This is a genomic window from Saccharothrix isguenensis, assembly GCF_052936305.1.
In genome coordinates, this window is sequence record NZ_CP193626.1 from 6,047,804 (window position 1) to 6,071,001 (window position 23,198).

Consider the following 23,198-nt stretch of genomic DNA (forward strand, 5'->3'; position numbering starts at 1 on the left):
GGTGGAATGCACCGGACGACAGGAGTGACCGATGAAGTACATGCTGCTGATCTGCGTCGACGACACCATCGAGCCGACCGCGGGCGACCCGACGATCGAGCAGTGGCTGGCCGAGGTCGGGGGCAGGCGGCTGGACGGGTCGCAGCTGCGGTCGGTCCAGGACGCCACGACCGTGCGCACGCGGGGTGACGAGGTGCTGCTCACCGACGGGCCGTTCGCCGAGACCAAGGAGCACATCGTCGGGTACGACGTCGTGGACTGCGCCGACCTGGACGAGGCGATCCGCGTCGCGTCGCGGCACCCGTGCGCGCGGTTCGGCTCGGTCGAGGTCCGGCCCTTCGCGGAGTGACCGGAGTGACCGGGGCGGCCGGGGTGCCGGCGGCGGTGGAGGCGCGGGTCGCGGACCTGTTCCGGGCCGAACGGGGGCGGATCGTGGCCACGCTGATCCGCCTCACCGGCGACTGGGACCTGGCCGAGGAGTGCGTCCAGGACGCTTTCGCGCGGGCGCTGGAGTGCTGGCCGCGTGAAGGCGTCCCCCGGCGTCCCGGCGCCTGGCTGACCACGACCGCCCGCAACCGCGCGCTGGACCGGTTGCGGCGGTCGACCGTGGAGGCGGCGAAACTGCGGGAGGTGGCGGCGGTGCCGGACGACGGTCCCGACAGCGAAGACAGCCCTGACAGCCCCGACGGGCTCGACGGCGGGTTCGGTGACGACCTGCTGCGGTTGGTCTTCACGTGCTGCCACCCGGCGTTGACGCTGGAGGCGAGGGTCGCGCTCACCCTGCACACCGTCACGGGTCTCACCACGGCCGAGATCGCGCGGGCGTTCCTCGTGCCCGAGCAGACGATGGCGAAACGGCTGGTGCGGGCGCGGCAGAAGATCCGGAACGCCCGCATCCCGTACCGGGTGCCGCCCGCCCACCTGCTGCCGGAGCGGACGGGCGGGGTGCTGGGCGTGCTGTACCTCCTGTTCAACGAGGGTTACACGGCCAGTGCGGGCGCCGAGCCGATGCGGCGGAACCTGTGCGTGGAGGCGATCAGGCTCGCGCGCACGCTGGTCGACCTGATGCCGGACGAGCCGGAGGCGGTGGGGCTGCTCGCCCTGGTGCTGTTGCAGGACTCGCGCCAGGCGGCCCGGTTCGTCGGTGGCGACCTGGTGCCGTTGGAGGAGCAGGACCGGACGCGGTGGGACGGCGAGCGGATCGAGGAGGGCGTCTCGCTGCTCGACTCGGCGTTGCGGCGGGGCCGGCCCGGGCCGTACCAGGTGCAGGCCGCGATCGCCGCGTGCCACGCCACGGCGGGACGTGCGGCGGACACGGACTGGCCGCAGATCGCCCTGCTCTACGGGGAGTTGACCAAGCTCGTGCCGTCACCCGTGGTGCGGTTGAACCGGGCGGTAGCGGTGGCCATGGCGGACGGTCCGCCGGCGGGCCTGGCGCTGGTGGACGGCCTGGCCGGCGAGCTGACCGGCCACCTGCTCCCCGCGACCCGCGCCGACCTGCTGCGGCGGCTGGGCCGCGACGCGGAGGCGATCGCCGCGTACGAGGAGGCCCTGGCGTTGGCCCCGACGGACGCGGAACGCCGCCACCTGGCCCGCCGGATCACCGAGCTGACGGCCGTCACCCAGCGGCGTGCACGGGCGATGCGGTCTCCCAGGTGAAGCCGTCCGGGTCGGTGAACGGCCCGCCGTCGCCGCCGATCACGAGCCGGTGCGACCCCGTGCCGTCGAGCGGGACGCCGACGTCCTTGGCGAGGGCACGGCGCCGGTACAGGGCCGGCTTGACGGGACCGGACCCGGCCGCGAACTCGACGTACACGCGGCCGAAGCTCTTGCCCACGGCAAGCCCCTGCTCGACGTAGAACCGCTTGCTCGCGGCCACGTCCGCGACTCCCAGCAGGAGCACGATCCCGTCGATCCGCCGCGTCGCCGGGCCGGTGTCCTTCTTCGCCGACGTCGCGACCTTCCAGATCGTGCCGTCCGGCGCCTGCACGACACCACCGTAGCCCCAGAGCGACTTCGTGACCGGCTTCAGCGACGTGGCCCCTTCGGCGAGGGCGGAGTCGACAAGGCTGTCCACCGTGGACGGCTGCGACACGGTGAGCGCCATCGCGAACCCGCGGAAGCCCGTGGTGGGCGCCTCCGACGCCCGCAGGCCGATCTGTGCGTCGAGGCCGAAAGCGTTGGTGTAGAAGCGATTCGCCGCGGCGACGTCGGCGACTTCGAGGGTGACTGCGGCAATGGACGTCATGCCGACGACGCTAGATCCGGCGAGTCGACCGGCGCTTCTCGATTCCTGACCGGTCCACCGAAGCCATCCCCGCCACCACCGGGACCACCACCGGGACCACCGCGCAGCAGCACCGCCGCGCGCTCGACGCGCCGCGCCACCAGGTACGCGTACGGCGACATGCCGTACGCGAGCCGGAACTGGCGGCTGAGGTGCCCGGCGGCCATGTCGACGCCACGGGCCAGCGCCTCGACGTCCAACGGCTGCCCGTGCTCGCGGTCGATCCGGTCACGGACGCGCCGCAGCGAGGCGAGGTCGCTCAGGCGCCGCGCCGCGATGCGTGCGCGCGCCCACGAAGGGAGGCACATGAACAACTCCTTCTCACGTCGAGGGTGATCCCCCTGACGCTAGGCGGGCCCGTGCGCCCCTCCTTCTCGATTCCTGACCGATCCGGCGCCTGCTCCACCGAGTCGGAACCGGAGGATCCGCAGGTGGTCTTAGCCGATCCGGGCGGTGGCGAGGGCGTCCCGCGGCTGGTCGCTCTCCACCATGCACTCGGCCGCCTGCCCTCCACCAGGGCGAACCCGTGCGCGTGGTTGTGGTAGCCAGTTCTGTCCAGACTCGACCGAAGTTCGCAACAATTCCGCTGGATTCGACCGAAGCCGTGCATGAATGGCCGAAAGTCGCCGACGCGGCGGCCACAGACCGTCGACGACGTCGGGACGGCCCACAATGGGGCGCGTGGACGTGCTGCCGTGCGGGCATGCCGCGAACGCCGCCGACTACCGGGGCTGCGCGCATCTCGCCACCGAGAGACCCCCTGACCACTACGGGTGGTTCACCGGGGTGGGTCTGGCGTACGACCGGCTGTGCGGCGAGTGCGCGAAGCAGGACGACCCGCGGTCGTGCCTGGTGGCGGTGTGCCTCGGGTGCGCGGACCGGGTGGACGACTACAGCGACCTGCTGGGCTGGATCGGGCGGCCCGAGGTCCGACACCGCGACACCGAGCCGCGCGGCGTGTGGACGACGGCGGAGTGCGCGGTCGAGCCGGTGGACGACCGGTGCGTGGCCGCGCTGCCAGGCGGCTGGCTGGTGCTCGCGGAGGCCGGACTGGTGGAGGTCGACCAGGGCGGCGCGCGGTTCGTCATGCCGGTGCCGGTCCCCGCCTCGCCTTCGGAGCACCACCCACCGCGCCCGGCGCTGCACACCTCGCCGGACGGCCGGTACGCGGCGGTGGTGACCGATTTCGGCCGGTACGGCGTCGTGCTGGACCTCGTCACCCGCGCCCCCGTCCTGTCCTTGGACCGGGGCGACTACCACTACGAGCGGACGTGCTTCCCGGTGGCGTTCCTGGCGTCCGGGGCGGTCGTCACCGCGACGGACTGGAACCGGCTCGACGCGTTCGACCCCGCTTCGGGCCGGTTGCTCACCGCGCGGGAGACGTCCTGGTCCGGGGAGGGGCCGGCGCCCGAGCACTACCTCGACTACTTCCACGGCGCGCTCCTCCTGGACCCGTCGGGGCGTCGGATGCTGGACGACGGGTGGGTGTGGAGCCCGTTCGGCATGCCGGTGGTGCTCGACGTGGCGGCGTGGCTGGACGGCGACGTCTACGCGACCGAGCACGGCATGGACCTGTCCGCGCGGGACTGCTGGGACCTGCCGATGGCGTGGGTGGACGACCGCACGGTGGCGCTCCAGCCGATCGGCCGCTACGACCGGCCCGCGGTGGCGGGGGTCGAGGTGTACGACGTGGTGCGCGGGCGGAGGGTCGGGGCGTTCGCCGGGCCGGTCGGGCGGATGTGGGGGCACGACGGGCTGCTGTACGTCGGCGCGGCGGCGGGGCTCGAGGTGTGGGACCCGGAGGAAGGCGCGCGGACGGCCGTGGTCGAGGGCTTCGCCCCGAACGCCCACAACCCGCGCACGGGGAGGTTCGCCGAGCTGGCGGGCGGTCGGCTCAGGACGTGGACGCCGCTGTGGTGAGCCGGGCGTCGCCTCCTCGCCCTGGCCGGGTGGCGCGAAGCAGACTTGAACCTGACGTCGACGTCCACCAGGAGCAAGCGCCTCATCGGTCGACGGTACCGGGAGCCACCGACAGCGGGTGATCGCTGGACTGCGCCGCGGCGGGGCTTGCCGTGGTGGGTGGGGCGCTGTGGTGGGTGGCGAGGGGGTGTGGGCGGCGAGGCTGCGGGTGGAGGCACCGTGGCCCGGGCCGACGTCCGAAGTCCAGCCGCTCCACCAGGTCCTGCGCCCGGTCGAGCGACCGCAACCGATAGGCGCACTGGATGTAGCGGACGGGCTGGTCCACGGTCAGCTCGTCGTTGACCACGCTCCGCTGGTGCACGTCGATCGCGCGCAGCGAGAAGTCCGATGTGGACATGCAGGTCACCGCGCGCGACGGGTCGCGCAGGTGACCATCTCGGCCAGCGGCGACTTGGCGGCCGGATCCATCGGCGCCGAGCGCAGCGCGCTCAGCGCCCGGTCGGCGCGGATCGTGATCAGCCGCTCCACCCGGGCCGCGGCGCCGGTGGCCAGCACCACGTCCCGCAGCAGCGCGGCACCGTCCTGGTCCAGGTCCGGATCACCGTGCAGGGACGAGATCACCTCCCGCTGCCCCGGTGTGGCCTGCTGCCACGCCAACGCCATCAGCACGGTGTTCCTGCCGCCGCGCAGGTCGTCCAGGTCCGGTTTGCCGGTCACACCGGGGTCGCCGAACATGCCCAGCAGGTCGTCGCGGAGCTGGAACGCCTCGCCGACCGGCCTTCCGTACGCGCCGCACGCCCGCATCAGCGCCGCGTCGCCACCGGCCAGCGCGGCGCCGACGCGCATCGGCAGCTCCACCGTGTACCGGGCGGACTTGAGCCGCACCACCCGCCACGCCGACCGCACCGGGTCCACGGCGGACCGCCGGTCACCGGTCAGGTCCAGGTACTGCCCGGCGATCAGCTCGGCGCGCATGGTGTGCACCAGCGACCGCACCCCGCGCCACCGCCCGACGTCCATCCCGGCCCGGTCGAGCAGTTCGTCCGACCACGAGAAGCACAAGTCGCCCAGGAGGATCGCCATGGTCACGCCGAACCGCTCGGCCGCGCTCCCGTCACCACGGCGCGCCCCGCCGAACCGGCCGGCGAGCACCCGGTGCACGGTCGGCCGGCCCCGGCGCAGCGAGGAGCTGCCCATGATGTCGTCGTGCACCAGCACGAAGGTGTGGAACATCTCCAGCGCCGCACCGGTCCACTTCACCGCCGGGTCGCCGGGTGATCCGCCCGCGGCGAGGAAACCGCAGTGGCCGAACAGGGGCCGCAACCGCTTGCCCCCGGCGGTGAACGTGCGCAGCACGTCCACGAGCGGCGGCAGGCACGGGTCCGGCGCGGTGCGCACCTTCTCTGCCAAGAAGCTCTCGAGCGTGGCGTCCACCTCCGCGCGGACCTCGGCGAGGTCGCCGCGCACGGCGTCGGTGACAGTCATGGTTCCTCCAGAGGCACGAACAGGACCGGGTCGGCGAGGACGGCACGGGGAGCGGGGCGCGGGCGGACACGGTCCCTGCCCGGCGACCCGAAGCTAACACCGGTGGGCCGAGCCCGACGGCCGACCGCGCCCGCCGCCCCCATTCGGGCCGACGGGGAAGGTCTCCACCTGCGCTTCTCCTCGCACATCCGCCCTTCGACGTGGGACAACGCGGCCACCACCACGCTGAGGAACCCGTTTCCCCCATTTCCCGGAACGACACGCACACGTCCGTGTGGCAGCGCTGATCCCGTTCGCGTGAAACGCGTCGGCCCCCTTGAAGCCGGCACCGGTGGTGCGGCACGTTCGGCTCGACCCCGGTGGCCGCAAGGGCTTCCGAGCACCAGGAGTGGCCCGATGACCGACACGGCCGTCATCCCCGGAACCGCCCGCGTCCCGGCGCAGGCTCCCGGGCCAACCCCCGGACCTGTCCGGTCCTCCGCCCGGCGCGCTGGACGACCTGGCGCGCGAGCCGAGGACCCGCCTCGTCACCGCGGTCACCCGGAGCGGTGGCCACCCGGGGCCGGACCCCGGTGTGGTCGAGCCGGCCCTGGCGCTGCACCGGGTGTTCCGGCCGCCGCGCCACCCGATCGTGGTCGACACCGGTCACCAGTCGTCCGTGCACCGGATCGTGGAGACCTCACCGAGGAGGCCGTGCGCACCGCCGAGCAGACGCCGAGGTCGACATGACGGGGAGTGCGACATGGCGGCCGTCGACGTTCCCTTCCGGCTCCGGCCGTTCCACCGCCCGACCGACGCCCCGTTCCACCCGCGCGTCGCCGAGGTCGAGCGCCGCGCGATCGAGTGGATCGACCGCATCGGCCTGTGCGTGACCGAACGGGAGCGCAAAGGCTTGCTCGGCACGAACAGCGCCGAGTTCCACACCCGGTTCGCCCCGACGGGAGCTACGACGTCCGGTGCGGCGCCGGGGCGTTCAGCGGCGCCCCGCACGGCTTCCTCGCGATGGCCGGCACCGTGCAGCGCGCGCTGGAAGCCCCGTGGCACGAGGTGGTGGACGACCGGTTCCCGGTGGCGTTGCAGGACATCGGGGCGCGCGATGCACGACTGCGCCACCCCGTGCAGGTGCGCCGCGTCGCCGACGCCCACCGCGCGCGATGAGGACTGACCTTGCGCGACCGGGTGATGACGCGGTTCCCGCGACTGCGTGACCAGGTGGCGGCGCGGCCGTGCGGCGAGGCCTTGCGGATCTACCTCGACGGCCTCCCGGACCCCGGCTGGGCCGACGCGCCCACCGACCGAAACCCGGATCCACTGCCGATATCGGCCATTTCGTGGTGGTGGGACGACCTGTGAGCGCGTCGGGCGTGCTCACCGCCGCGGGGCGGTGCCGAAGTCGGCCGTGACGTCGGGCCACACGAGCGTGGTGGCGCCCCAGGTCAGCCCACCGCCGAACGCCACCGCCAGCACCCGGTCGCCGGTCTTGATCCGGCCGTCCGCGGCGGCCTGCGCCAGCAGCACGGGGATCGACGCGGCGGCCGTGTTGCCGACCGTCTCGACGTTCGACAGCACCTTCGACGCGGGCAGGCCCACGCTGCGCGCGACCCCGTCGCAGATGCGCTGGTTCGCCTGGTGCGGCGCGAGGTGGTCGACGTCGTCGGGGCCGAGGTCGGCGCGGGCGAGCGCGTCCAGCGCGACGTCCGACATCCGCGCGACCGCCTGCCGGAACACCTCCGTGCCGCGCATCCGGAAGTAGTCCTCGCCCGCCGGGATCTGGATGAGGTCGGCTCCCGTGCCGTCGCTGCCGAGCACGCACGGCCCGATGCTCCCGGGCTCCCCCTCGCCGACGACCACCGCGCCCGCGCCGTCCCCGAAGATCACCGCCGTGCCCCGGTCGGCCGGGTCGAGGATGGTGGAGAACGTCTCGGCGGCGATCAGCAGCACCGTCCGCGCCGCGCCGCTCGCGATGAGCCCCACGGCGTTCGCCAGCCCGTAGAGGAACCCGGTGCACACTGCGGACACGTCGTGCGCGGGCACGCCGACCATGCCGAGCCTGGACGCGACTGCCGGTCCCACGGCGGGACAACGCCGGTCCGGCGTCGTGGTCGCCACGATCACCGCGTCCACTGTGGACAGTCCAGCGGAGCGCATGGCCCGCGCCCCCGCGTCCACGGCCAGGTCCGACGTCGTCGTGCCCGCATCGACCCATCTCCGGGCGCCGATGCCGGTGCGCGACCGGATCCACTCGTCCGAGGTGTCCAGGAGGGCGGAGAGGTCGTCGTTGGTCACGATCCGTTCCGGCAGGCTTCCGCCGACCCCCAGGATCACCGCACCGGTCATCGTCCCCCCTCATGTCCTCGCGATGGCGAGCACCGCGTTCTGCCCACCGAAACCCAACGAGTTGCTCAGCGCGAGGTCGATCACGAGCGGCACGGCGGCGGTCGCCACGTCGATGTCCAGCCGCGGGTCGAGCACGTCGAGGTTGGCCGTCGGCGGCACGATCCCCCTCTCCACCGCGAGCACCGTGAACACGGCCTCCGCCGCTCCTGCCGCACCCAGCATGTGCCCGGTGACGCCCTTGGTCGACGTCACCAGCGGTCCGGACGGCAGCAGCCCGGCCAGGACCCGCCCCTCCACCAGGTCGTTGAGCTGCGTGGACGTGCCGTGCGCGTTGACGTGCCGGACGTCCGCCGGCGCAGCGCCCGCGTCCGCCAGCGCCGCCCGGACCGCCGCGGCCACGCCCCGCCCCTCGGGGTCGGGCTTGGTGATGTGGTGCGCGTCGGCGGTCGCGCCGTACCCGACGACCCGCGCCCGGACCCGCCGCCCGTCGGCCCGCGCGTCCTCGGCCCGGCGCAGGACCAGCACCGCCGCGCCCTCCGCCGCCACGAACCCGTCCCGGTCCGCGTCGAACGGCCGCGACGCGGTGGCCGGGTCGTCCCGGCGCGACAGCGCCCCCATCCGGGCGAACCCGGCCATGGTCAACGGGTTGAGCAGCGCGTCCACCCCGCCGGCCAGCACCACGTCGCACCGCCGTGCCGCGAGCAGGTCGCAGGCGGTGCCGATCGCGGTGGCCCCGGACGCGCACGCGGTCGCCACCACGAGGTTGGGTCCGCGGAAGCCGAACTCCATCGCGATCTGGCCGGCGACCATGTTCGGCAGGTGCATCGGCAGGAGCAGCGGCGACACCCCGGTCGGGCCGTCCGCGAGCAGCACGCCGTGCTGCCGTTCGACCGTGCCGCCGCCGCCCGACGAGGTGCCGATCACCACGCCCACCCGCGCCGCGTCCCACGTCGAGTGGTCCTCTTCGGCGACGGCCTCGCGGGCGGCGACCAGCGCCAGCTGCGCGAACCGGTCGAGCCGGACCGCCCGCCGCGCGCCGAGCAGCGCGTCCGCGTCGAAGTCGGGGACGCGGCAGGAGATCGACACCTCGTGCCCGGCCGGCAGCGGGTCGTGCGCGGCGGTCGACCGGCCCGCGCACACCGCCGCCCACCCCGCCTCCACCCCGATGCCGGCGGGCGTGACCAGGCCGAGCCCGGTGACGGCGACGTCGAGGCCGGTCACCGGTCCGCCCCGGCCCGTTCCTCCATCAGCGCGACGATGTCGGCGACGGTTCCCTGGTCGAACAGCTCGTCGTCGTCGATGTGCAGGTCGAGCTCCTTGTCGAGCACCATCGACAGCTCCACGAAGGCGATCGAGTCCAGCTCCAGGTCGTCCTTCGTGGCGTCCGGGGTGATCTGCTCGGGCGCCACCTTCAGCGTGCTGACGAGGATGTTCTTCAGCGTCTCGTACACGGTCTCTCCTCGGTCGCCGGGCTCCTCCCGACCATCGAACCCCATGCCCGCGAGCCTGCCGGACGCGGGCGGACGTGCGCGCCGCCGGATCGGGCCGGAGGTGTCCTCGCGCGTGCGCGCGGCGGTTCCCGGGTACCGGGTCCGGGTACTCCGGCGGCATGAGACGGCTCAGGTGGCGCAGCGGAGTGGCGGTGGCGGTGATCGTGGCGGTCGCGGTGCTGGTCGCGGCGGTGTTGGTGGTGCCCCGGTTCAGCGGTCCGGGCGCCGACACCGTCGACCGCAGCGGGCCGGCGTTGTTGAAGTCGTTGCGCGACCTGAGCCAGTACCACGCTTCGGCCGGCGAGTTCCAGGTCGTGCTCGACATCGAGCGTGACATCCGGTACGTGCCGGACGCGCTGGCGGGGCAGCGGACGCTGTTCGTGGCGTCCGGGACGGTGAACGCCTACGTCGACTTCGGCGGGTTGTCCGAGGACGCGTTGAAGGTGCCGCCGTCCGGTGAGCCGCGATCGGTGGAGCTGGCGCTGCCGAAGGCCGTGCTGGACAAGCCCAACCTGGACCAGGAGCGGTGTTACGTGTTCGCCCAGGAACGCGGCCTGTTCGACCGGTTGGCGTCGTTGGTGGAGACGCCGGACCAGCAGCCGTTCTACGTGGCGGCGGAGCGGAAGATCGCGGACGCGGCCCGGGAGTCGGGGCTGGCCGACCGGGCGGACGAGAACACCCGCAAGATGCTGACCGGCATGTTCAACGCGCTCGGCTACGAGGTGGCGTTCAAGAACCTCGACTGACCGCGACCCGCTCTACGATGGACCGGTGGCGGTGATCTTGGTGACGGGTATGTCCGGCACGGGCAAGTCCACGGCGTTGAGCCTGCTGGCGCAGCGGGGGTACCGGGTGGTCGACACCGACTTCGGCGGGTGGGTCGAGCACGTCCCCCGCCCCGATGGCGCCGGCACGGAGCCGCAGTGGCGCGAGGACCGGATCGACGCGCTGATCGCGGACCACGAGCGTTCGGGGCAACCGCTGTTCATCGCCGGCACGGTGTGGAACCAGGGCGCGTTCCACTCCCGGTTCGACGAGGTCGTCCTGCTCAGCGCGCCCCTGGCGGTGATGCTCGGCCGCATCGCCGACCGCGACACCAACCCCTTCGGCAAGACCGTTGGGGAACGCGAACGGATCGTGGCGGACACGACCGGGATCGAGCCGCTGCTCCGGTCGTCGGCCACCGTGGAGATCGACACCCGGGCCCCGCTGGCCGACGTGGTGGACCGACTGGCGGCGCTCGCCGGTCCGCCACCGGCCCCGGCCTCGCACTGACCGTCCCACCCGGCCGCCGGCCCGGTTTCCGCCGGGTATCGTGCCGGTGATGAGGCGCAAGCTCCGGCCGCCGCTCGACCAGCGCCACGGCCTCGACCCGGCACGTCTGCGGCTGCCCGACGGCGGGCCGTGGGCGACCGTTCGCGACCACCTGGTCGAACGGCTGCCGAGGGTCGCGCCCGAGCGGATCGACCTCATGCTCGCCGAAGGCCGCGTCTACGACCTGTCCGGCCCGATCGCGCCCGACGCGGCGTTCACGCCCGGCACGTCCGTCTGGTTCCACCGCGACCTGCCGGACGAGGTGGCCGTGCCGTTCGAGATCGGCGTCGTGCACCGCGACGACGCCCTCGTCGTGATCGACAAACCGCACTTCCTGGCCACCATCCCGCGCGGCAGGCACATCGTGGAGACGGCGCTCGTCCGGCTCCGCCGCGATCTCGGGCTGCCGCAGCTGACCCCGGCGCACCGGCTGGACCGCGTCACCGCCGGGCTGGTCATGTTCGTCGCCGAACCGACCCTGCGCGGCAAGTACCAGACGCTGTTCAAGGACCGCGTGGTGCACAAGGAGTACGAGGCGATCGCGCCGTACGACCCGGCGTTGGCGCTCCCCACCAGCGTGAGCAGCCGGATCGTCAAGGTCAAGGGCGTGATCACCGCGCAGGAGGTGCCCGGCCCGCCGAACGCCGAGACGCTGGTCGACCTGGTCGAGCACCGCGACGGGTGGGGACGCTACCGGCTGGTGCCCACCACCGGCCGCACCCACCAGCTCCGCCTGCACATGGCGTCGCTCGGCGTCCCGATCCGGCACGACGACTTCTACCCCGTCCTGCACGAGAAGCCGTTGGACGACTTCACGAACCCGCTCCAGCTGCTGGCGAAGGTGCTCGCGTTCACCGACCCGGTGACGGGCGAGCACCGCCGCTTCACCAGCGAGCTGACGCTCGACCTCTAGCCACCTCCGGTCACGTCTGGTCCAGGTAGCCGAGCATCTGCGCGATCTGCGCGGTGCGGGACTCGAAGATCCGCTCGGCCAGGTGCTTGGCCTGCGGGTTGACGCCGCCTTCCTTCTCCAGCTTCGCGATCGCCACCGCGTTGTGCTGGTGCCCGATGAGCAGGTTCAGGAACGCCTTCTCGAACTCGGCGGGCTCGGTCGCGGCCAGCTCCGCGATGGCCTCAGGGCTGGTCGAGTGGTCACCGCCGTGACCGGCGTGCAGGTCGGGGTTGTCGCCCGCCGACTCCGGCTGCTGCCAGTCCGCCAGCCACTTCGTCATCGAGTCCACTTCGGACAGCTGGGTGACCGCGATGGCCGCCGCCAGCGTCTTCACGTCCGCGCGCACGGGCCGGTCCTCGGCCAGTCGCACGATCTCCAACCCGGTCCGGTGGTGGGACACGGACATCTGGAGGAACATCACGTCGGTCGCGTTGAACTCGTCGGTCTCCACGACCGTCGACACCGGCGGTGGCGGCGTCGCGGGAGCGGAACCGCAGCCGGTCGACACGAGCAGCAAGGCCACCAGGGCCATCAGGCGTCGCAAGGTCGTCCTCCTTCACCGAAGGGCCTGGCCCGCCCGTGCCGCGGCAAGGGCGGCACGGACGGGCTCCGTCATCGGTCGTCGGTCAGACCCGCTGCCACAGGGCCGGCGTGTTCGGCGGTTCCCAGCCCGCGAGGGACGTGTGGGCCTGGACGCAGCGGTAGTTGGCTCCGCCGTAGCTCACCTGCGACCCCACCGAGTACGCGGTGTTGGCCGCCCACGTGCCGCCCACCGGGGGCTGCGTCGTGGTCGTCGGCGGCCGGGTGGTGGTCGGCGGGTTCGTGGTCGTCGGAGGGTTCGTGGTGGTCGGGGTGCCGCCACCGGAGCCGACCTGGAGGTCGACGCACGAGTAGAACGCCATGGGCGTGTCGGCGATGTTCCAGATGGCCAGCAGCTTGATCCGGCCGGTCCGACCGCCGAGGTTCACGTTGTGCGTCACGGTGGCCGCGGGCTGCCGGCCGCCGTCGTTGAACTCGGCGATCTTGCTGCCGCCGACGTAGTACTCCCACGTGCTGGTGGCGTGCCGGGCGGTGAGCGTCCAGTTGAACGCCACGGTGTTGCCCACCGAGGTGGTGGGCCACGGCCGGCTGTCGTCGTTGAGCTGGGCGAACTGGCTCAGCCCGGCGTGGCAGTTGCGCTGGCCCTTGGGGCCTTCCACGCTCTGCGGTTCGTAGACGATCTGGCCGCAGTTCGAGATGCGGCCCTGCGCGCACATCGCCTGCCGGCTCGGCGGCGACGAGATGTAGCCGTGCGCGCTCGCCGTTCCCGCCGAGACGACGACGATGAACGGGGCGATGCCCACGCCGGCGATGACCGCCGCGAGCTTGCGTTTCAGGCTCATGTGTCCAGCTCCTTCGGAGGGGACCCGAGGCGGGTCCCCAGGCAGGGTCCATGTCCGCGGCGGCCGGATCTCGCGTTGCGCGATGAGCCGAGGACGGCCCGTCACGCATGCGATGTGGTCTAGACCATAATCGTGAACGTCGAACCGGTCAAGGATCCGAACCGGGAGAGGCCTGACCCGGGGGGCGTGGGGAGCCGCTGGTTTCCATGCCACGGCGGCACACCGTCCTAGTCCACTTGGAACTGTCACCGACCGGGCTCACTCCGGTTGGCCGGGCGCACTCGGTCAGCTGTCGGGCCGGGGCACGTTCGATCGACCGGCCTGGCGTGGCCCGGCCGGGTTCGCGCACCTGTCACACCTGGTGCAGCGAGAAAGGGGGCCGTGCCCCCGGCACGGCCCCCTCGCCCCTGTCAGCAGTACAGGTTGTTGCCCGCCGGCACGCCGAGGATGCCGACGAAGCGCTGGTAGGCGTCGACACGGCTCTGGACCTGCGCCGGGTTGCGCCCGCCGCACTCCAACGACCCGTTGATGCTGCGGATCGTCTCACCGAAACCGTGCCCGTTGACCATCGCGTTGTGCGGGGTCATGGTGCCGGGGCCGGACTGGGTGTTCCAGTACCAGAGGGCGGTCTTCCAGGCCACCGAGGCGTCGTTCTGCACCAGCCACGGGTTGGTCAGCAGCGGCAGGCCGAGCGCGTCGCCCGCCGCCTTGTAGTTGAAGTTCCAGCTGAGCTGGATGGGACCGCGGCCGTAGTAGGCCGCCTGACCGGCGGGGCAGCCGTACGGTTGGCCCGCGTCGCAGTAGTGCGGGTAGTTCGCCTGGTTCTGCTCGACGATGTGCACCAGGCCGCCGGTCTCGTGGTTCGCGTTCGCCAGGAACGCCGCCGCCTCCTGCTTGCGGACGGTGTCCGTGCCGGTCTTGGCGAACCCGGGGTACGCGCTGAGCGCGGCCGTGAGCCCGGAGTAGGTGTAGAACGCGTTCCTGTTCGGGAACATCTGCCGGAACTGCGCCTCGCTCACCACGAACCCGCCCGGTGCGGGGGTGCTGGTCGTGGTGGTCGGTGTCGAGCCGCAGGTGTGGGGGTTCCAGTACCAGGTGCTGACCGTCGGGTCGTAGCCCGGGTTGTCGTGCTCGGCGATGTAGTGCTTGCCGTCGGTGTACCGCACGATGCTGCCGGCGGTGTACCACTTGCCCTGCGTCCACGCGGGGTAGTCGCAGGACGGCGGCGGGGGCGTGGTGCCGCCGCCGCAGACGCCCTGGTCGGCCCAGACCGCGGCCGAGCCGGGTGTCTCGTTCTGGGTCCACCACTTGGCCAGCCAGTTGCGCCCGGCGTGGGACGCCGTCATGCCGTTCGTGTAGACGGCGGACGACGTCCAGGCGGACGCGCAGGCGGCTGCGGCGGCCGTGTTGGCCACCACGACGGTCAGCGCCGCCCCGAGAACGAAGGCGACAATGGCCGCCACTACGCGGAATCTCGACACAAGATCACTCATTTCCGTTCGAGCGCCCTCGGACGTGATGGGGGCCACTCAACCGGAAATGGTCTACACCAGTCAAGAGCAGAACCCGAACTTCTCACACCTTCCGGGTGTGCTCCACCACCGCCGGGACCACCACGTCGGACACGCCCCTCGGCAACTCGTGCCCGGTGTCCTCCAGCACCAGCGACCGAGCCCCGGGCACCTCGCGGACCATCGCTTTCCGCGTGCCCCAGCGGCAACAACGGGTCAACGCCCCCGTGGACGACCAGCACGGGCGCCGTGATCGACCCCAGCCGTTCCCGCCAAGGCTCCACCGCCCACCTGGAAGTGGTTGGCACCGGCCGCGATGTCGACGGCCCGGTCGTGCACCCGCCCGCGACCTCCCGCGCCGCAGGCACATCCACCTCGCGCGGACCGGCGAACGGCCGCTCCGCGAAGTCGAGCGCCACGAGCTGCGCGATCCCCCGCCCATGGAGATCCCCACGACATGCGCCCGCGGCACCGCCAACGCGTCCAGCACCCCCCACCGCGTCCGCCGCGAGATCCGGGAACTCGTACCCGGGCTCGACCGAACCTCTCGCTCCACCACCGAATCCGGCACATCGCCCAGCACCACGCTCACCCCGACCGTCACCCGCACACCGGCCGTTCGTGCTCCTCGGCCGGCTCCCCCAACCGCGCCACCCCCGCGGCCACTGCGCCCAACGGCACGAAAGCCGGGCACCAGTGGTCGCCGAATCGGGCGGCCCGGCGCAAAGCGGCTCTCCCCCACCACCGACGAGCACCGGCGGCATCGCGGCGCCCGGCGACAGCGCGGCCTCCGCCCCGTGCGACGAAGTCGCCTTGCCCCGCACCGGATCCGGCAGCACGGCCGGCGCCGCGTCCGTCCGCCGACCCCGCTCCGCGAACGGCACGTCGACCGCCCGCCACGCCGCCTCACCGTGCGCGGCGCCCCCCTGCCGACCCCGAGCAGCACCCGCTCCCCCGACAGGTGCTGCACCGTGGCGATCCGCTTCGCCGCCCACGCCACCGGCCGCAGCGGCAGGACCATCACCCCCGTCGTAGCCGAGCATCCGCCCACCGGCCCGCAGCAGCCCGCGCCAACGCCCCCGCCGACCCCGTCGAACACCACGTCCACCACCGAAGCCCACCCGGCTCCCCTGCGATTCACCGGCGTCGCACCCCGCTCCGCCACCAACGCCCCCGTTGCCACTCGCAGCACCCACCACGGTCGCCCCCGCCGCGCGCCAGCCGCACGAGCAGGGTCCCGACACCGCCGGCCGCCGCCAGCACCGACACCCGCTGCCCGTCCACCGGCCCGACCGCGCGCGAGTTCATCAGCACCGCGCGACCGTCGGCCGGCAGCGCCACCGCCGTGTCGAGCCCAGCCCGTCCGGCACGCGCACGAGGTCCGCGTCGGCGGCCACCGCGCGTTCGGCGTAACCGCCCTGCCCCCGGTCGACGTGACCACCCTCGCCCCGACCCACGACGGGGCGACGCCGGGCCCGACGGACGCAACGACCCCGCCCACCCCGTTGCCCGGAACGGCGGGCGGCCGGATCGCGAACGGACCCATGCCGGTGCGTCGGAACTGCGTCCCCACGAACGTGACGCCCGCGTAGGCGAGGTCCACCACGACTGCCCCACCCGGCCACCGGCTCCGGCGCATCGCCGCTGACCGGCGCCTCCGGTCCACCGAACCCGGCCATCCGCACCGCCCGCATCCCGTCCCCTCCCGCAGCCCCGGTCCCCCTCGCACGCTGTGACCTCAAGTCGACTGGAGGTCAAATTCAGTCTTGTGAATGTGCCCCGAGTCACCCTAGAGTCCCTGGGAGCGCTCCCAGGGAGCGCTCCCAGAAGCGTCGTCAACCGTCAGAGCAGACGGAGGAGACCCAAGTCCATGAGATCGCTTCCTTCTCCCCGGTGGCGCCGTCAGGCCACCGCAGCACTAGCCCTAGTGGCGGTGAGCGGCGCGGTAGCGTCCGGAACGGCCCACGCGGCGGACTACGAGCGCTTGATCAACGGCACGTTCAGCAGCGGCGCCGACCCGTGGTGGGCCAGCGCCGGTGTGTCGAACCGGGTCGTCAACGGTGAGCTCTGCGCGACCGTCACCGGTGGCACGGTCAACCCGTGGGACTCCCTGATCGGCCAGAACGGCGTGCCGTTCGAAGCCGGCCAGTCCTACACGATGTCGTTCGACGCGTACGCCTCGGTCGCCCGCCCGGCGGCGGCCGTCGCCGGCGAGGGCGTCAGCCCGTACCGGCAGATCGCGAAGCACGACGTGGCGCTGACCACGACCAAGCAGCGCTTCTCCTTCACGTTCACCTCGGAGCTGGACTTCCCGGACGCCGGTCCGGGGCAGGTCACGTTCCACCTGGGCGCGCAGGCGGCCGACACCACGGTCTGCGTGGACAACGTGTCCCTGATCGGCGGCGTGAAGCCGCCGGGCGGCGACCCGGCCCTGCCGGCCAAGAAGGTGAACGTCGACCAGGTCGGGTACGTGCCCGGCCTGCCCAAGCACGCCACCCTGACCTCCGACGCCACCGCGCCGCAGACGTGGGTGCTGAAGAACTCGGCGGGCGCCTCGGTGGCCACCGGCCAGACCGTGCCGAGGGGCAGCGTGGACCCCGAGTCGGGCGACTCCACGCACCTGATCGACTTCTCGTCGTACGACACGGTGGGCACCGGCTACACGCTGACCGTGGGCACGGAGACGAGCTTCCCGTTCGACATCGCCACCGAGGCGATCAAGAAGCTGCGGTACGACTCGCTGGCGTTCTTCTACCACAACCGCAGCGGCATCGAGATCGAGGCGCAGTACGTGGGCGCCGAGTACGCGCGGCCCGCCGGTCACCTCGACGTCGCGCCGAACAAGGGCGACAACAACGTCCCCTGCCTCTCGACCGTCCCCTGCGGCTACACGCTGGACGTGCGCGGCGGCTGGTACGACGCGGGCGACCACGGCAAGTACGTCGTCAACGGCGGCATCTCGGCGTGGCAGGTGCTCAACACCTACGAGCGCGCCAAGCTGATCGGTGACGTCCAGGCGCTGCGCGACGGCACGCTGGCCATCCCGGAGAGGGCCAACGGGGTGCCGGACATCCTGGACGAGGCGCGCTGGGAGGTCGAGTTCCTGCTGAAGATGCAGGCGCCCGACGGCATGGTGCACCACAAGATCCACGATGCGAACTGGACCGGCCTGCCGATGCTCCCGCACGAGGACCCGCAGGCGCGGCGACTGTCGGCGACGAGCACCGCGGCGACGCTGAACATGGCGGCCGTGGCGGCGCAGTCGGCCCGCATCTGGAAGACGATCGACCCGGCGTTCTCGGCCAAGGCGCAGGCGGCGGCCGTGAAGGCGTACGCGGCGGCGAAGGCGAACCCGAACAAGATCGCCGACCCGAACGACGGCACCGGCGGCGGCTCGTACAGCGACGCGACGGTGACCGACGAGTTCTACTGGGCCGCGGCGGAGATGTACGCGACGACCGGTGAGGCGACCTACCGCACCGACGTGACGTCGTCGAAGCACTTCAAGGGCGCGAGCCTGGACACGCGCGGCTTCGACTGGGGTTCGACCGGTCCGCTGGGCGACATCACGCTGGCGCTCGTGCCGAACGGTCTGCCGGCGGCGGACATCGCGGCGATCAAGTCGGCGTTCACCGCGATCGCCGACGCGCACCTGTCGCAGATGGCGACGCAGGGCTACCCGGCGCCGTACAAGCCGACCACCGGTTACGACTGGGGCTCGAACGGCCTGATCGCGAACAACATCGCGGTGCTGGCGCTGGCGCACGACTTCACCGGTGCGGCGAAGTACCGGACGGGCGTGTTCGAGGGTCTGCACTACCTGATGGGCCGCAACCCGCTGTCGTACTCGTACGTCACGGGCTACGGCGACCAGCCGGTGAAGAACGTGCACCACCGGCACTGGGCGAACCAGCTGGAGCCGACCCTCCCGACCGCGCCCCCGGGCGTGCTCTCGGGTGGTCCGAACAGCGCGCTGCAGGACCCGGTGTCCGCGCGCCTGCTGGAGGGCTGCAAGGCGCAGAAGTGCTTCGTGGACCACATCGAGGCGTACTCGGTGAACGAGGTCACGGTGAACTGGAACTCCGCGTTCGCGTGGATCTCCAACTGGGCCGCGGAGAAGGTCACCACGGCTCCGCCGGTGGACACCACTCCCCCGTCGACGCCGGGCACCCCGGTGGCGTCGGACGTCACCACGACGAGCGTCAGCCTGACGTGGCCGGCGTCCACCGACCCGGAGAGCGGCGTCAAGTCCTACGACGTCATCGTCCAGGAGGGTGACGCGCTGCGCGTGGTCGCCACCGTGACCTCGCCGTCGGCGACGGTGACGGGGCTGCGGGCGGACAGCAGCTACCAGTTCTCGGTCATCGCGAAGAACGGCGCGAACCTGGCGTCGGCGATGTCGCCCCGGGTGACGGTGCGGACCAAGCCGGTCGTGGTGGCGGACTACTGCAAGGTGCGGTGGCAGGCCTCGTCCTGGTCCAACGGCATGTCGGCCAACATCACGGTGACGAACACCAGTGGTCAGTCGTGGTCCGGGTGGAAGCTCGAGTTCACCATGCCGGGCTCGCAGAAGATCACCCAGGGTTGGTCGGCGACGTGGAGCCAGACGGGCCAGGCGGCGTCCGCGACGAACGTGTCGTGGAACGGCACCGTGTCCAACGGCGGTGCGGCCAACATCGGTTTCAACTCCTCCGGGTCGGGTGCGGGTGAGCCCACCGACTTCCGGGTGAACGGCCAGTCCTGCACCAAGGGCTGACCGGATGACCGGTGGCGGGCTCCCCACGGTGTCCGCCACCGGCTCCACCACTACTGCGCCACCGGCGGCCGGACCACGCATCCGACAACCGGTGGCGCAGTGCTGTGCGCGGTGCCGCTCGCAGTGCTCCCGGTCACCGCGCGGAAATCCGCCTGCGCCCGGCGGCCCGGTTCTGCTTCCCTCGCACCATGACATCGGTCTGGGTGGGGTCCCGGGTGAGGTTGCGCGGCGTCGAGCCGGACGACTGGCAGGCGTTCATGCGGTTCACCGAGCATTCCGAGGACATGCGCGCGGTGGACCGGATCGAGCCGCCGCGCTCCGCCGCCGGCCACCGCGCGTGGACCGCCAAGCAGGCCTCCGCCGAACCGGAGGGCGACCGGCTGTTCCTCGCGATCGAGGCGGACGGCGTGCTGGTCGGCACCCTGAGCACGCACGCGACGGACCAGCGGGTCGGCAGGTTCGGCTACGGGATCGGCATCGGCCACGAGCACCAGCGGCGCGGCTACGCGGCCGAGGCGGTGGGTCTGCTGCTGGACTTCATGTTCGGCGAGCGCCGCTACCGCAAGTGCGAGGCGGGCGTGTACGCGTTCAACGAGCCGTCCCTCGCCCTGCACCGCAAGCTCGGGTTCCAGGTCGAGGGCCGATTGCGCGACCACGAGTTCTCCGCCGGCAGGCACCACGACGTGGTGCTGCTGGGGGTGCTCGCCGACGAGTGGTTCGCCGATCCCCGCTCGCGGTTCGGCCCGGGTGCCGCCGATGACCTGCCGTGAGCGGCGCGCCTGCTCACCTGTAGGCGTCCTGGCCCACCGGGCGCACCAGGATCTCGTTGACGTCCACGGTCGGCGGCTGGCTCACCGCGTACATCACGGCGCGCGCGACGTCCTCCGGCGCGAGCTTGGGATCGCCGGCGCGGGACGGCGGGATGCCGCCCGTGTCGGTCAACCCCGGCTGCACCAGCGTGACGCGGACGCCGGTGCCGACGCACTCGGCGCGGATGGCCTGCGCCAACCCCGTCACCGCCCACTTGGTGGCGGCGTAGAGGTTCCCGGGCCGCACGCCGCGACCGGCCGCCGACCCGGTCAGCACGAGGTGGCCGCCGTGGCGCATCAACGCGGGCATCGCGGCGCGGGCGGTGAACGCCGGTCCGCACACGTTGGTCAGCACCATGTCGCTCCAGTCGGCGGGCGGTGCGCCGGCGGTCGTGGTGAACGAGGTGACGACGCTGGCGCCCGCGTTGGCGAACACCACGTCGATGCTGCCCCACTCCTCCTCGACCCGGCCGACGAGCGCGGCGACCTGGTCGAACTCGCGCACGTCGCAGGAGGCCGCCCAGACCCGGTCCGGGCCGCCGAGGCGCGCCGCGAGCCCGGCCAGCGACGACCTGTCCCGTGACGCCAGGACCAGCCGGTACCCGGCCTCCGCGGCCAGCTCCGCGGTCGCCGCGCCGATGCCCCGGCCGGCTCCCGTGACGAGGAATACCCCTGCTCCCATGCCCGCAGATTACTGCTGTTCCGATCGAACCACTGATTCGTGACAACGCCGGCGGCCGTCATGGCGTCATAAAGACCGTATCCACTGATCGGGGGAACATGGGCGTCAATCGCAGGTTCGCGTTGGGGCTGGGCTCGGTGGCGGCGGCGAGCGCCGTGCTGGGCTCGACCGCCGGGACGGCTCAGGCGCAGACCACCGAGGAGGAGTGGGACGCGCTGATCCCGACGACGGCGCACCTGGCCCGGCGGAAGATCGCGTGGAAGTACACGTCGCAGGTGGCGCGGGCGGGCGGCACGTGGTCGTCGTACATCGGGGTGGCCGACCCGGACGGCGTGGTGCGGCCCGCCGTCGAGGTCGAGGCGGACCGCGTGGTCGAGGCGTACAGCGTGAACAAGATCGCGGTCGCGGTGGCGGTGCTGGACAAGGTCGACCGGGGTCTGGTCACGCTGGACCAGCGGGTGGACGTCACCGAGGCGATCGTCATCCGGGACACGGACGGGATCTTCGCGCTGGACGGCGCGTACCCGAGTTCGGTCACCGTGGGGCACGCGCTGGCGGCGTTGCTGACGGTGTCGGACAACACGGCGGTGCGCCTGTGCGGGCTGGTCGTGCCCGCGTTGGAGCTGAACGACATCCTGCGGTCCAAGGGTTTCGTGCACACTCAGGTGGTTCCCGTGGCGAACCCGAACCGGTTCTTCCTCGGCACCACCACGCCGCGGGAGACGTTCACGCTGCTGCACCGGCTGGCGGCGGGCGAGCTGCTGTCGCCGGCGTCCACGGAGCACCTGCTGACGGTGCTGCGATCGCTGACCTCGTTCACGGACGGGATCAGGCTGAACCTGTCGTCCTCGGAGCGGTTGAACGTGGCGACGAAGGCCGGTTGGTACGACGACGGGCGCAACGAGGCGGGCATCGTGTTCGACGTGGCGGGCAAGCCGATCATCACGTACGCCCTGTTCGCGTCCGGCCGGTTCTTCGGCGACCAGGCGGCGAACGCGGACAACTACAGCGCCACCCACCCGGCCGTCCGGGCCCGGGCCAACCTCGGTCGGGCGCTGTACGACTCGGTGCTCCGCATCACCGCCACCACCCCCCGCACCTACCGCGCCCAGCCGTACCGCCCGGGCAACGGCGGCTGATCGCACCCCGGGGAGGTACGGCGGAGCCCGCGTCCCGGTGCTGCCGGGCGCGGGCTCCGTCGTGCCGAGGTGCCGCGAGAGGTCGCCTTCCCGCGTCGGGTGGCGTGGTGCGCGCACGCCACGCCACCCGACGCGTCAGGCGACTACTTCGGCACCTTGGGCAACTCCTGCGTCGGGCTCTCGTCGCCCGGCGGGTTCTGCGGGTCGTGCGGTTTCTCCTGCTCGTCGTGGGACACGGTCGTTCCTCTCGTCGGTGGGATGAGTGGGCACACGCCGGTCGGGGTGGGGGATGACCAGGACCGTGATGTCGTCACGGCTGCCGCGCGCACGTGCCGCGGCGACCAGCTCCTCGGCGCACCGCTGCGGGTCGTCGCCGTGTTCGAGGAGCATGTCCGCCAACTCCTCGTGGGGCAGCTTGAGCCCGTCGGACGCGAGCACCAGCAGGCCGGCGACGGCCTCGAAGCCCTCGACGCCGTCGATCGGGACGCGGCCCAGGCTGTGCCGCAGCTTGTGGTCGTGAGCGGCGGCTTCCGCTTCCGGTGCGCCTTGGCGGCGCATCTCCTCGCCGAGGGTGTGCGGGGTCGTGAAGCGGTGGACCGTGCCGTCGTCCTTGAGGCCGTACGCGGAACTGTCGCCGGCGTAGGCGATGCGCCAGTACCCGCCGGCCCGCACCGACGCCACGACGATCGCGCCGTTGGGCCTGGCGCTGCCGTCCTCGGGGTCCGGGTCGGCGTAAGGGATCGCGGCGGCGATGACACCCAGCACAGGGGTCTCGCGCGCGGCCGTGCGGGCGGCGACGGACGCGGCGACGTGGGCGAAGTCGGCGACCTCCGGTGTCGAGCCGGTCCCGTCCACCACCGCCGCCGCGAACGTGCCGCGGTGGCGGTGGTGGACGTGGGCATCGGCGTTGAGCGGACGGGCCGGCCCCCGGGAGGTGGCCGCTCCCACCCGGGCGCGTGCCGGGGGCTCAGCCGCGGCGCCGGTCGGTGTGGTCATGGTCGGATCCTCTCGCGGCGAGGACCGCTTCGTGGACGACCGTAGAGCCGGACTCCGCGCGACCGCGCCGGAATCACCCTTCGGGGGTGCGCGGACCACACCGGCGGGCGACTCGACCCGGAGGTGTGTATCCAGTGC

At 72.5% G+C, this 23,198-nt stretch carries 23 protein-coding genes and 4 pseudogenes; 12 read left to right on the forward strand and 15 right to left on the reverse strand.

Annotated features, from left to right (window positions below; genetic code table 11):
- Positions 1–31 precede the first annotated feature (31 nt).
- Together ACRAKI_RS26750 and ACRAKI_RS26755 are read left to right on the forward strand one after the other, a co-directional pair.
- On the forward strand, positions 32–349 hold the full coding sequence (locus ACRAKI_RS26750) for a YciI family protein (protein WP_447003267.1): 318 nt from the start codon (positions 32–34) through the stop codon (positions 347–349).
- Positions 350–372: 23 nt separating this feature from the next.
- A complete protein-coding gene (locus ACRAKI_RS26755) occupies positions 373–1,659 on the forward strand; it encodes an RNA polymerase sigma factor (protein WP_447008522.1) in 1,287 nt (428 codons plus the stop codon).
- Here the strand turns inward: ACRAKI_RS26755 and ACRAKI_RS26760 are convergent.
- Complete coding sequence (locus tag ACRAKI_RS26760) at positions 1,619–2,248, reverse strand: glyoxalase (protein WP_447003268.1); 630 nt, start codon at positions 2,246–2,248, stop codon at positions 1,619–1,621. The two genes, ACRAKI_RS26755 and ACRAKI_RS26760, sit on opposite strands and share 41 nt — an antisense overlap.
- A gap of 95 nt (positions 2,249–2,343) precedes the next feature.
- Positions 2,344–2,595, reverse strand: a pseudogene (locus ACRAKI_RS26765) (AraC family transcriptional regulator); the annotation flags it as partial.
- Between the two features lie 373 nt (positions 2,596–2,968).
- Here ACRAKI_RS26765 and ACRAKI_RS26770 point away from each other — a divergent pair.
- Positions 2,969–4,207: a hypothetical protein gene (locus ACRAKI_RS26770; RefSeq protein WP_447003269.1), complete on the forward strand. Its 1,239-nt coding sequence runs from the start codon at positions 2,969–2,971 to the stop codon at positions 4,205–4,207.
- 82 nt (positions 4,208–4,289) lie between these two features.
- On the opposite strand, the gene ACRAKI_RS26775 is transcribed toward ACRAKI_RS26770, so the two are convergent.
- Together ACRAKI_RS26775 and ACRAKI_RS26780 are read right to left on the reverse strand one after the other, a co-directional pair.
- A complete protein-coding gene (locus ACRAKI_RS26775; protein WP_447003270.1) occupies positions 4,290–4,604 on the reverse strand; it encodes a hypothetical protein in 315 nt (104 codons plus the stop codon).
- 5 nt (positions 4,605–4,609) lie between these two features.
- Positions 4,610–5,692 carry a polyprenyl synthetase family protein gene (locus ACRAKI_RS26780; protein WP_447003271.1) on the reverse strand — a complete coding sequence of 361 codons (1,083 nt, stop codon included), beginning with the start codon at positions 5,690–5,692 and terminating at the stop codon, positions 4,610–4,612.
- 466 nt (positions 5,693–6,158) lie between these two features.
- On the opposite strand from ACRAKI_RS26780, the pseudogene ACRAKI_RS26785 reads away from it, so the two are divergent.
- The 3 genes and pseudogenes from ACRAKI_RS26785 to ACRAKI_RS26795 all read left to right on the forward strand — a co-directional run.
- A pseudogene (locus tag ACRAKI_RS26785) lies at positions 6,159–6,353 on the forward strand (1-deoxy-D-xylulose-5-phosphate synthase N-terminal domain-containing protein); the annotation flags it as partial.
- Positions 6,354–6,694: 341 nt separating this feature from the next.
- Positions 6,695–6,850 carry a hypothetical protein gene (locus ACRAKI_RS26790; RefSeq protein ID WP_447003272.1) on the forward strand — a complete coding sequence of 52 codons (156 nt, stop codon included), beginning with the start codon at positions 6,695–6,697 and terminating at the stop codon, positions 6,848–6,850.
- 9 nt (positions 6,851–6,859) lie between these two features.
- Entirely contained in the window at positions 6,860–7,045 is a 186-nt protein-coding gene (locus ACRAKI_RS26795; RefSeq protein ID WP_447003273.1) for a hypothetical protein, read from the forward strand.
- A gap of 15 nt (positions 7,046–7,060) precedes the next feature.
- On the opposite strand, the gene ACRAKI_RS26800 is transcribed toward ACRAKI_RS26795, so the two are convergent.
- From ACRAKI_RS26800 to ACRAKI_RS26810, 3 genes are read right to left on the reverse strand one after another with little or no spacing between them, the layout of a single operon-like run.
- Positions 7,061–8,029, reverse strand: coding sequence for a beta-ketoacyl-ACP synthase III (locus ACRAKI_RS26800; protein WP_447003274.1), 969 nt, complete (start codon positions 8,027–8,029; stop codon positions 7,061–7,063).
- A gap of 9 nt (positions 8,030–8,038) precedes the next feature.
- Positions 8,039–9,250: a beta-ketoacyl-[acyl-carrier-protein] synthase family protein gene (locus tag ACRAKI_RS26805; protein ID WP_447003275.1), complete on the reverse strand. Its 1,212-nt coding sequence runs from the start codon at positions 9,248–9,250 to the stop codon at positions 8,039–8,041.
- Entirely contained in the window at positions 9,247–9,525 is a 279-nt protein-coding gene (locus tag ACRAKI_RS26810) for an acyl carrier protein (RefSeq protein ID WP_447003276.1), read from the reverse strand. The genes ACRAKI_RS26805 and ACRAKI_RS26810 overlap by 4 nt, the downstream gene beginning before the upstream one ends.
- 113 nt (positions 9,526–9,638) lie before the next feature.
- Between ACRAKI_RS26810 and ACRAKI_RS26815 the strand changes: the two genes are divergently transcribed.
- Genes ACRAKI_RS26815 through ACRAKI_RS26825 form a run of 3 tightly spaced genes read left to right on the forward strand, consistent with a single transcriptional unit; the run spans position 9,639 to position 11,746 of the window.
- Positions 9,639–10,265 (forward strand): DUF4230 domain-containing protein, encoded by a 627-nt coding sequence (locus ACRAKI_RS26815; RefSeq protein WP_447003277.1) that lies wholly within the window; start codon positions 9,639–9,641, stop codon positions 10,263–10,265.
- Between the two features lie 25 nt (positions 10,266–10,290).
- Positions 10,291–10,794 (forward strand): AAA family ATPase, encoded by a 504-nt coding sequence (locus ACRAKI_RS26820; protein ID WP_447003278.1) that lies wholly within the window; start codon positions 10,291–10,293, stop codon positions 10,792–10,794.
- Between the two features lie 49 nt (positions 10,795–10,843).
- Positions 10,844–11,746 carry an RluA family pseudouridine synthase gene (locus ACRAKI_RS26825; protein WP_447003279.1) on the forward strand — a complete coding sequence of 301 codons (903 nt, stop codon included), beginning with the start codon at positions 10,844–10,846 and terminating at the stop codon, positions 11,744–11,746.
- 10 nt (positions 11,747–11,756) lie between these two features.
- Here the strand turns inward: ACRAKI_RS26825 and ACRAKI_RS26830 are convergent, their stop codons facing one another.
- The 6 genes and pseudogenes from ACRAKI_RS26830 to ACRAKI_RS26855 all read right to left on the reverse strand — a co-directional run.
- Complete coding sequence (locus tag ACRAKI_RS26830; protein WP_447003280.1) at positions 11,757–12,329, reverse strand: DUF305 domain-containing protein; 573 nt, start codon at positions 12,327–12,329, stop codon at positions 11,757–11,759.
- A gap of 82 nt (positions 12,330–12,411) precedes the next feature.
- Positions 12,412–13,167, reverse strand: a complete 756-nt coding sequence (locus tag ACRAKI_RS26835; RefSeq protein WP_447003281.1) for a lytic polysaccharide monooxygenase — start codon at positions 13,165–13,167, stop codon at positions 12,412–12,414.
- Between the two features lie 410 nt (positions 13,168–13,577).
- Positions 13,578–14,660 (reverse strand): glycoside hydrolase family 19 protein, encoded by a 1,083-nt coding sequence (locus ACRAKI_RS26840; protein WP_447003282.1) that lies wholly within the window; start codon positions 14,658–14,660, stop codon positions 13,578–13,580.
- Positions 14,661–15,627: 967 nt separating this feature from the next.
- Positions 15,628–15,699 (reverse strand): annotated as a pseudogene (locus ACRAKI_RS26845) (hypothetical protein); the annotation flags it as partial.
- A 116-nt stretch (positions 15,700–15,815) separates the two neighbouring features.
- Positions 15,816–16,019 carry a hypothetical protein gene (locus ACRAKI_RS26850; protein ID WP_447008619.1) on the reverse strand — a complete coding sequence of 68 codons (204 nt, stop codon included), beginning with the start codon at positions 16,017–16,019 and terminating at the stop codon, positions 15,816–15,818.
- Between the two features lie 127 nt (positions 16,020–16,146).
- Positions 16,147–16,317, reverse strand: a pseudogene (locus tag ACRAKI_RS26855) (hypothetical protein); the annotation flags it as partial.
- Positions 16,318–16,611: 294 nt separating this feature from the next.
- Between ACRAKI_RS26855 and ACRAKI_RS26860 the strand changes: the two are divergent.
- Positions 16,612–19,434 carry a glycoside hydrolase family 9 protein gene (locus ACRAKI_RS26860; RefSeq protein ID WP_447003283.1) on the forward strand — a complete coding sequence of 941 codons (2,823 nt, stop codon included), beginning with the start codon at positions 16,612–16,614 and terminating at the stop codon, positions 19,432–19,434.
- Positions 19,435–19,622: 188 nt separating this feature from the next.
- Positions 19,623–20,204: a GNAT family N-acetyltransferase gene (locus ACRAKI_RS26865; RefSeq protein WP_447003284.1), complete on the forward strand. Its 582-nt coding sequence runs from the start codon at positions 19,623–19,625 to the stop codon at positions 20,202–20,204.
- A 13-nt stretch (positions 20,205–20,217) separates the two neighbouring features.
- Here the strand turns inward: ACRAKI_RS26865 and ACRAKI_RS26870 are convergent, their stop codons facing one another.
- Positions 20,218–20,925 carry an SDR family oxidoreductase gene (locus ACRAKI_RS26870; RefSeq protein WP_447003285.1) on the reverse strand — a complete coding sequence of 236 codons (708 nt, stop codon included), beginning with the start codon at positions 20,923–20,925 and terminating at the stop codon, positions 20,218–20,220.
- 98 nt (positions 20,926–21,023) lie between these two features.
- Between ACRAKI_RS26870 and ACRAKI_RS26875 the strand changes: the two genes are divergently transcribed.
- Positions 21,024–22,064, forward strand: a complete 1,041-nt coding sequence (locus tag ACRAKI_RS26875) for a serine hydrolase (RefSeq protein ID WP_447003286.1) — start codon at positions 21,024–21,026, stop codon at positions 22,062–22,064.
- Positions 22,065–22,199: 135 nt separating this feature from the next.
- Here the strand turns inward: ACRAKI_RS26875 and ACRAKI_RS26880 are convergent, their stop codons facing one another.
- The gene (locus tag ACRAKI_RS26880) at positions 22,200–23,060 is read right to left on the reverse strand and encodes a PP2C family protein-serine/threonine phosphatase (protein ID WP_447003287.1); all 861 of its coding nucleotides are present in this window, start codon (positions 23,058–23,060) and stop codon (positions 22,200–22,202) included.
- Positions 23,061–23,198: the final 138 nt, after the last annotated feature.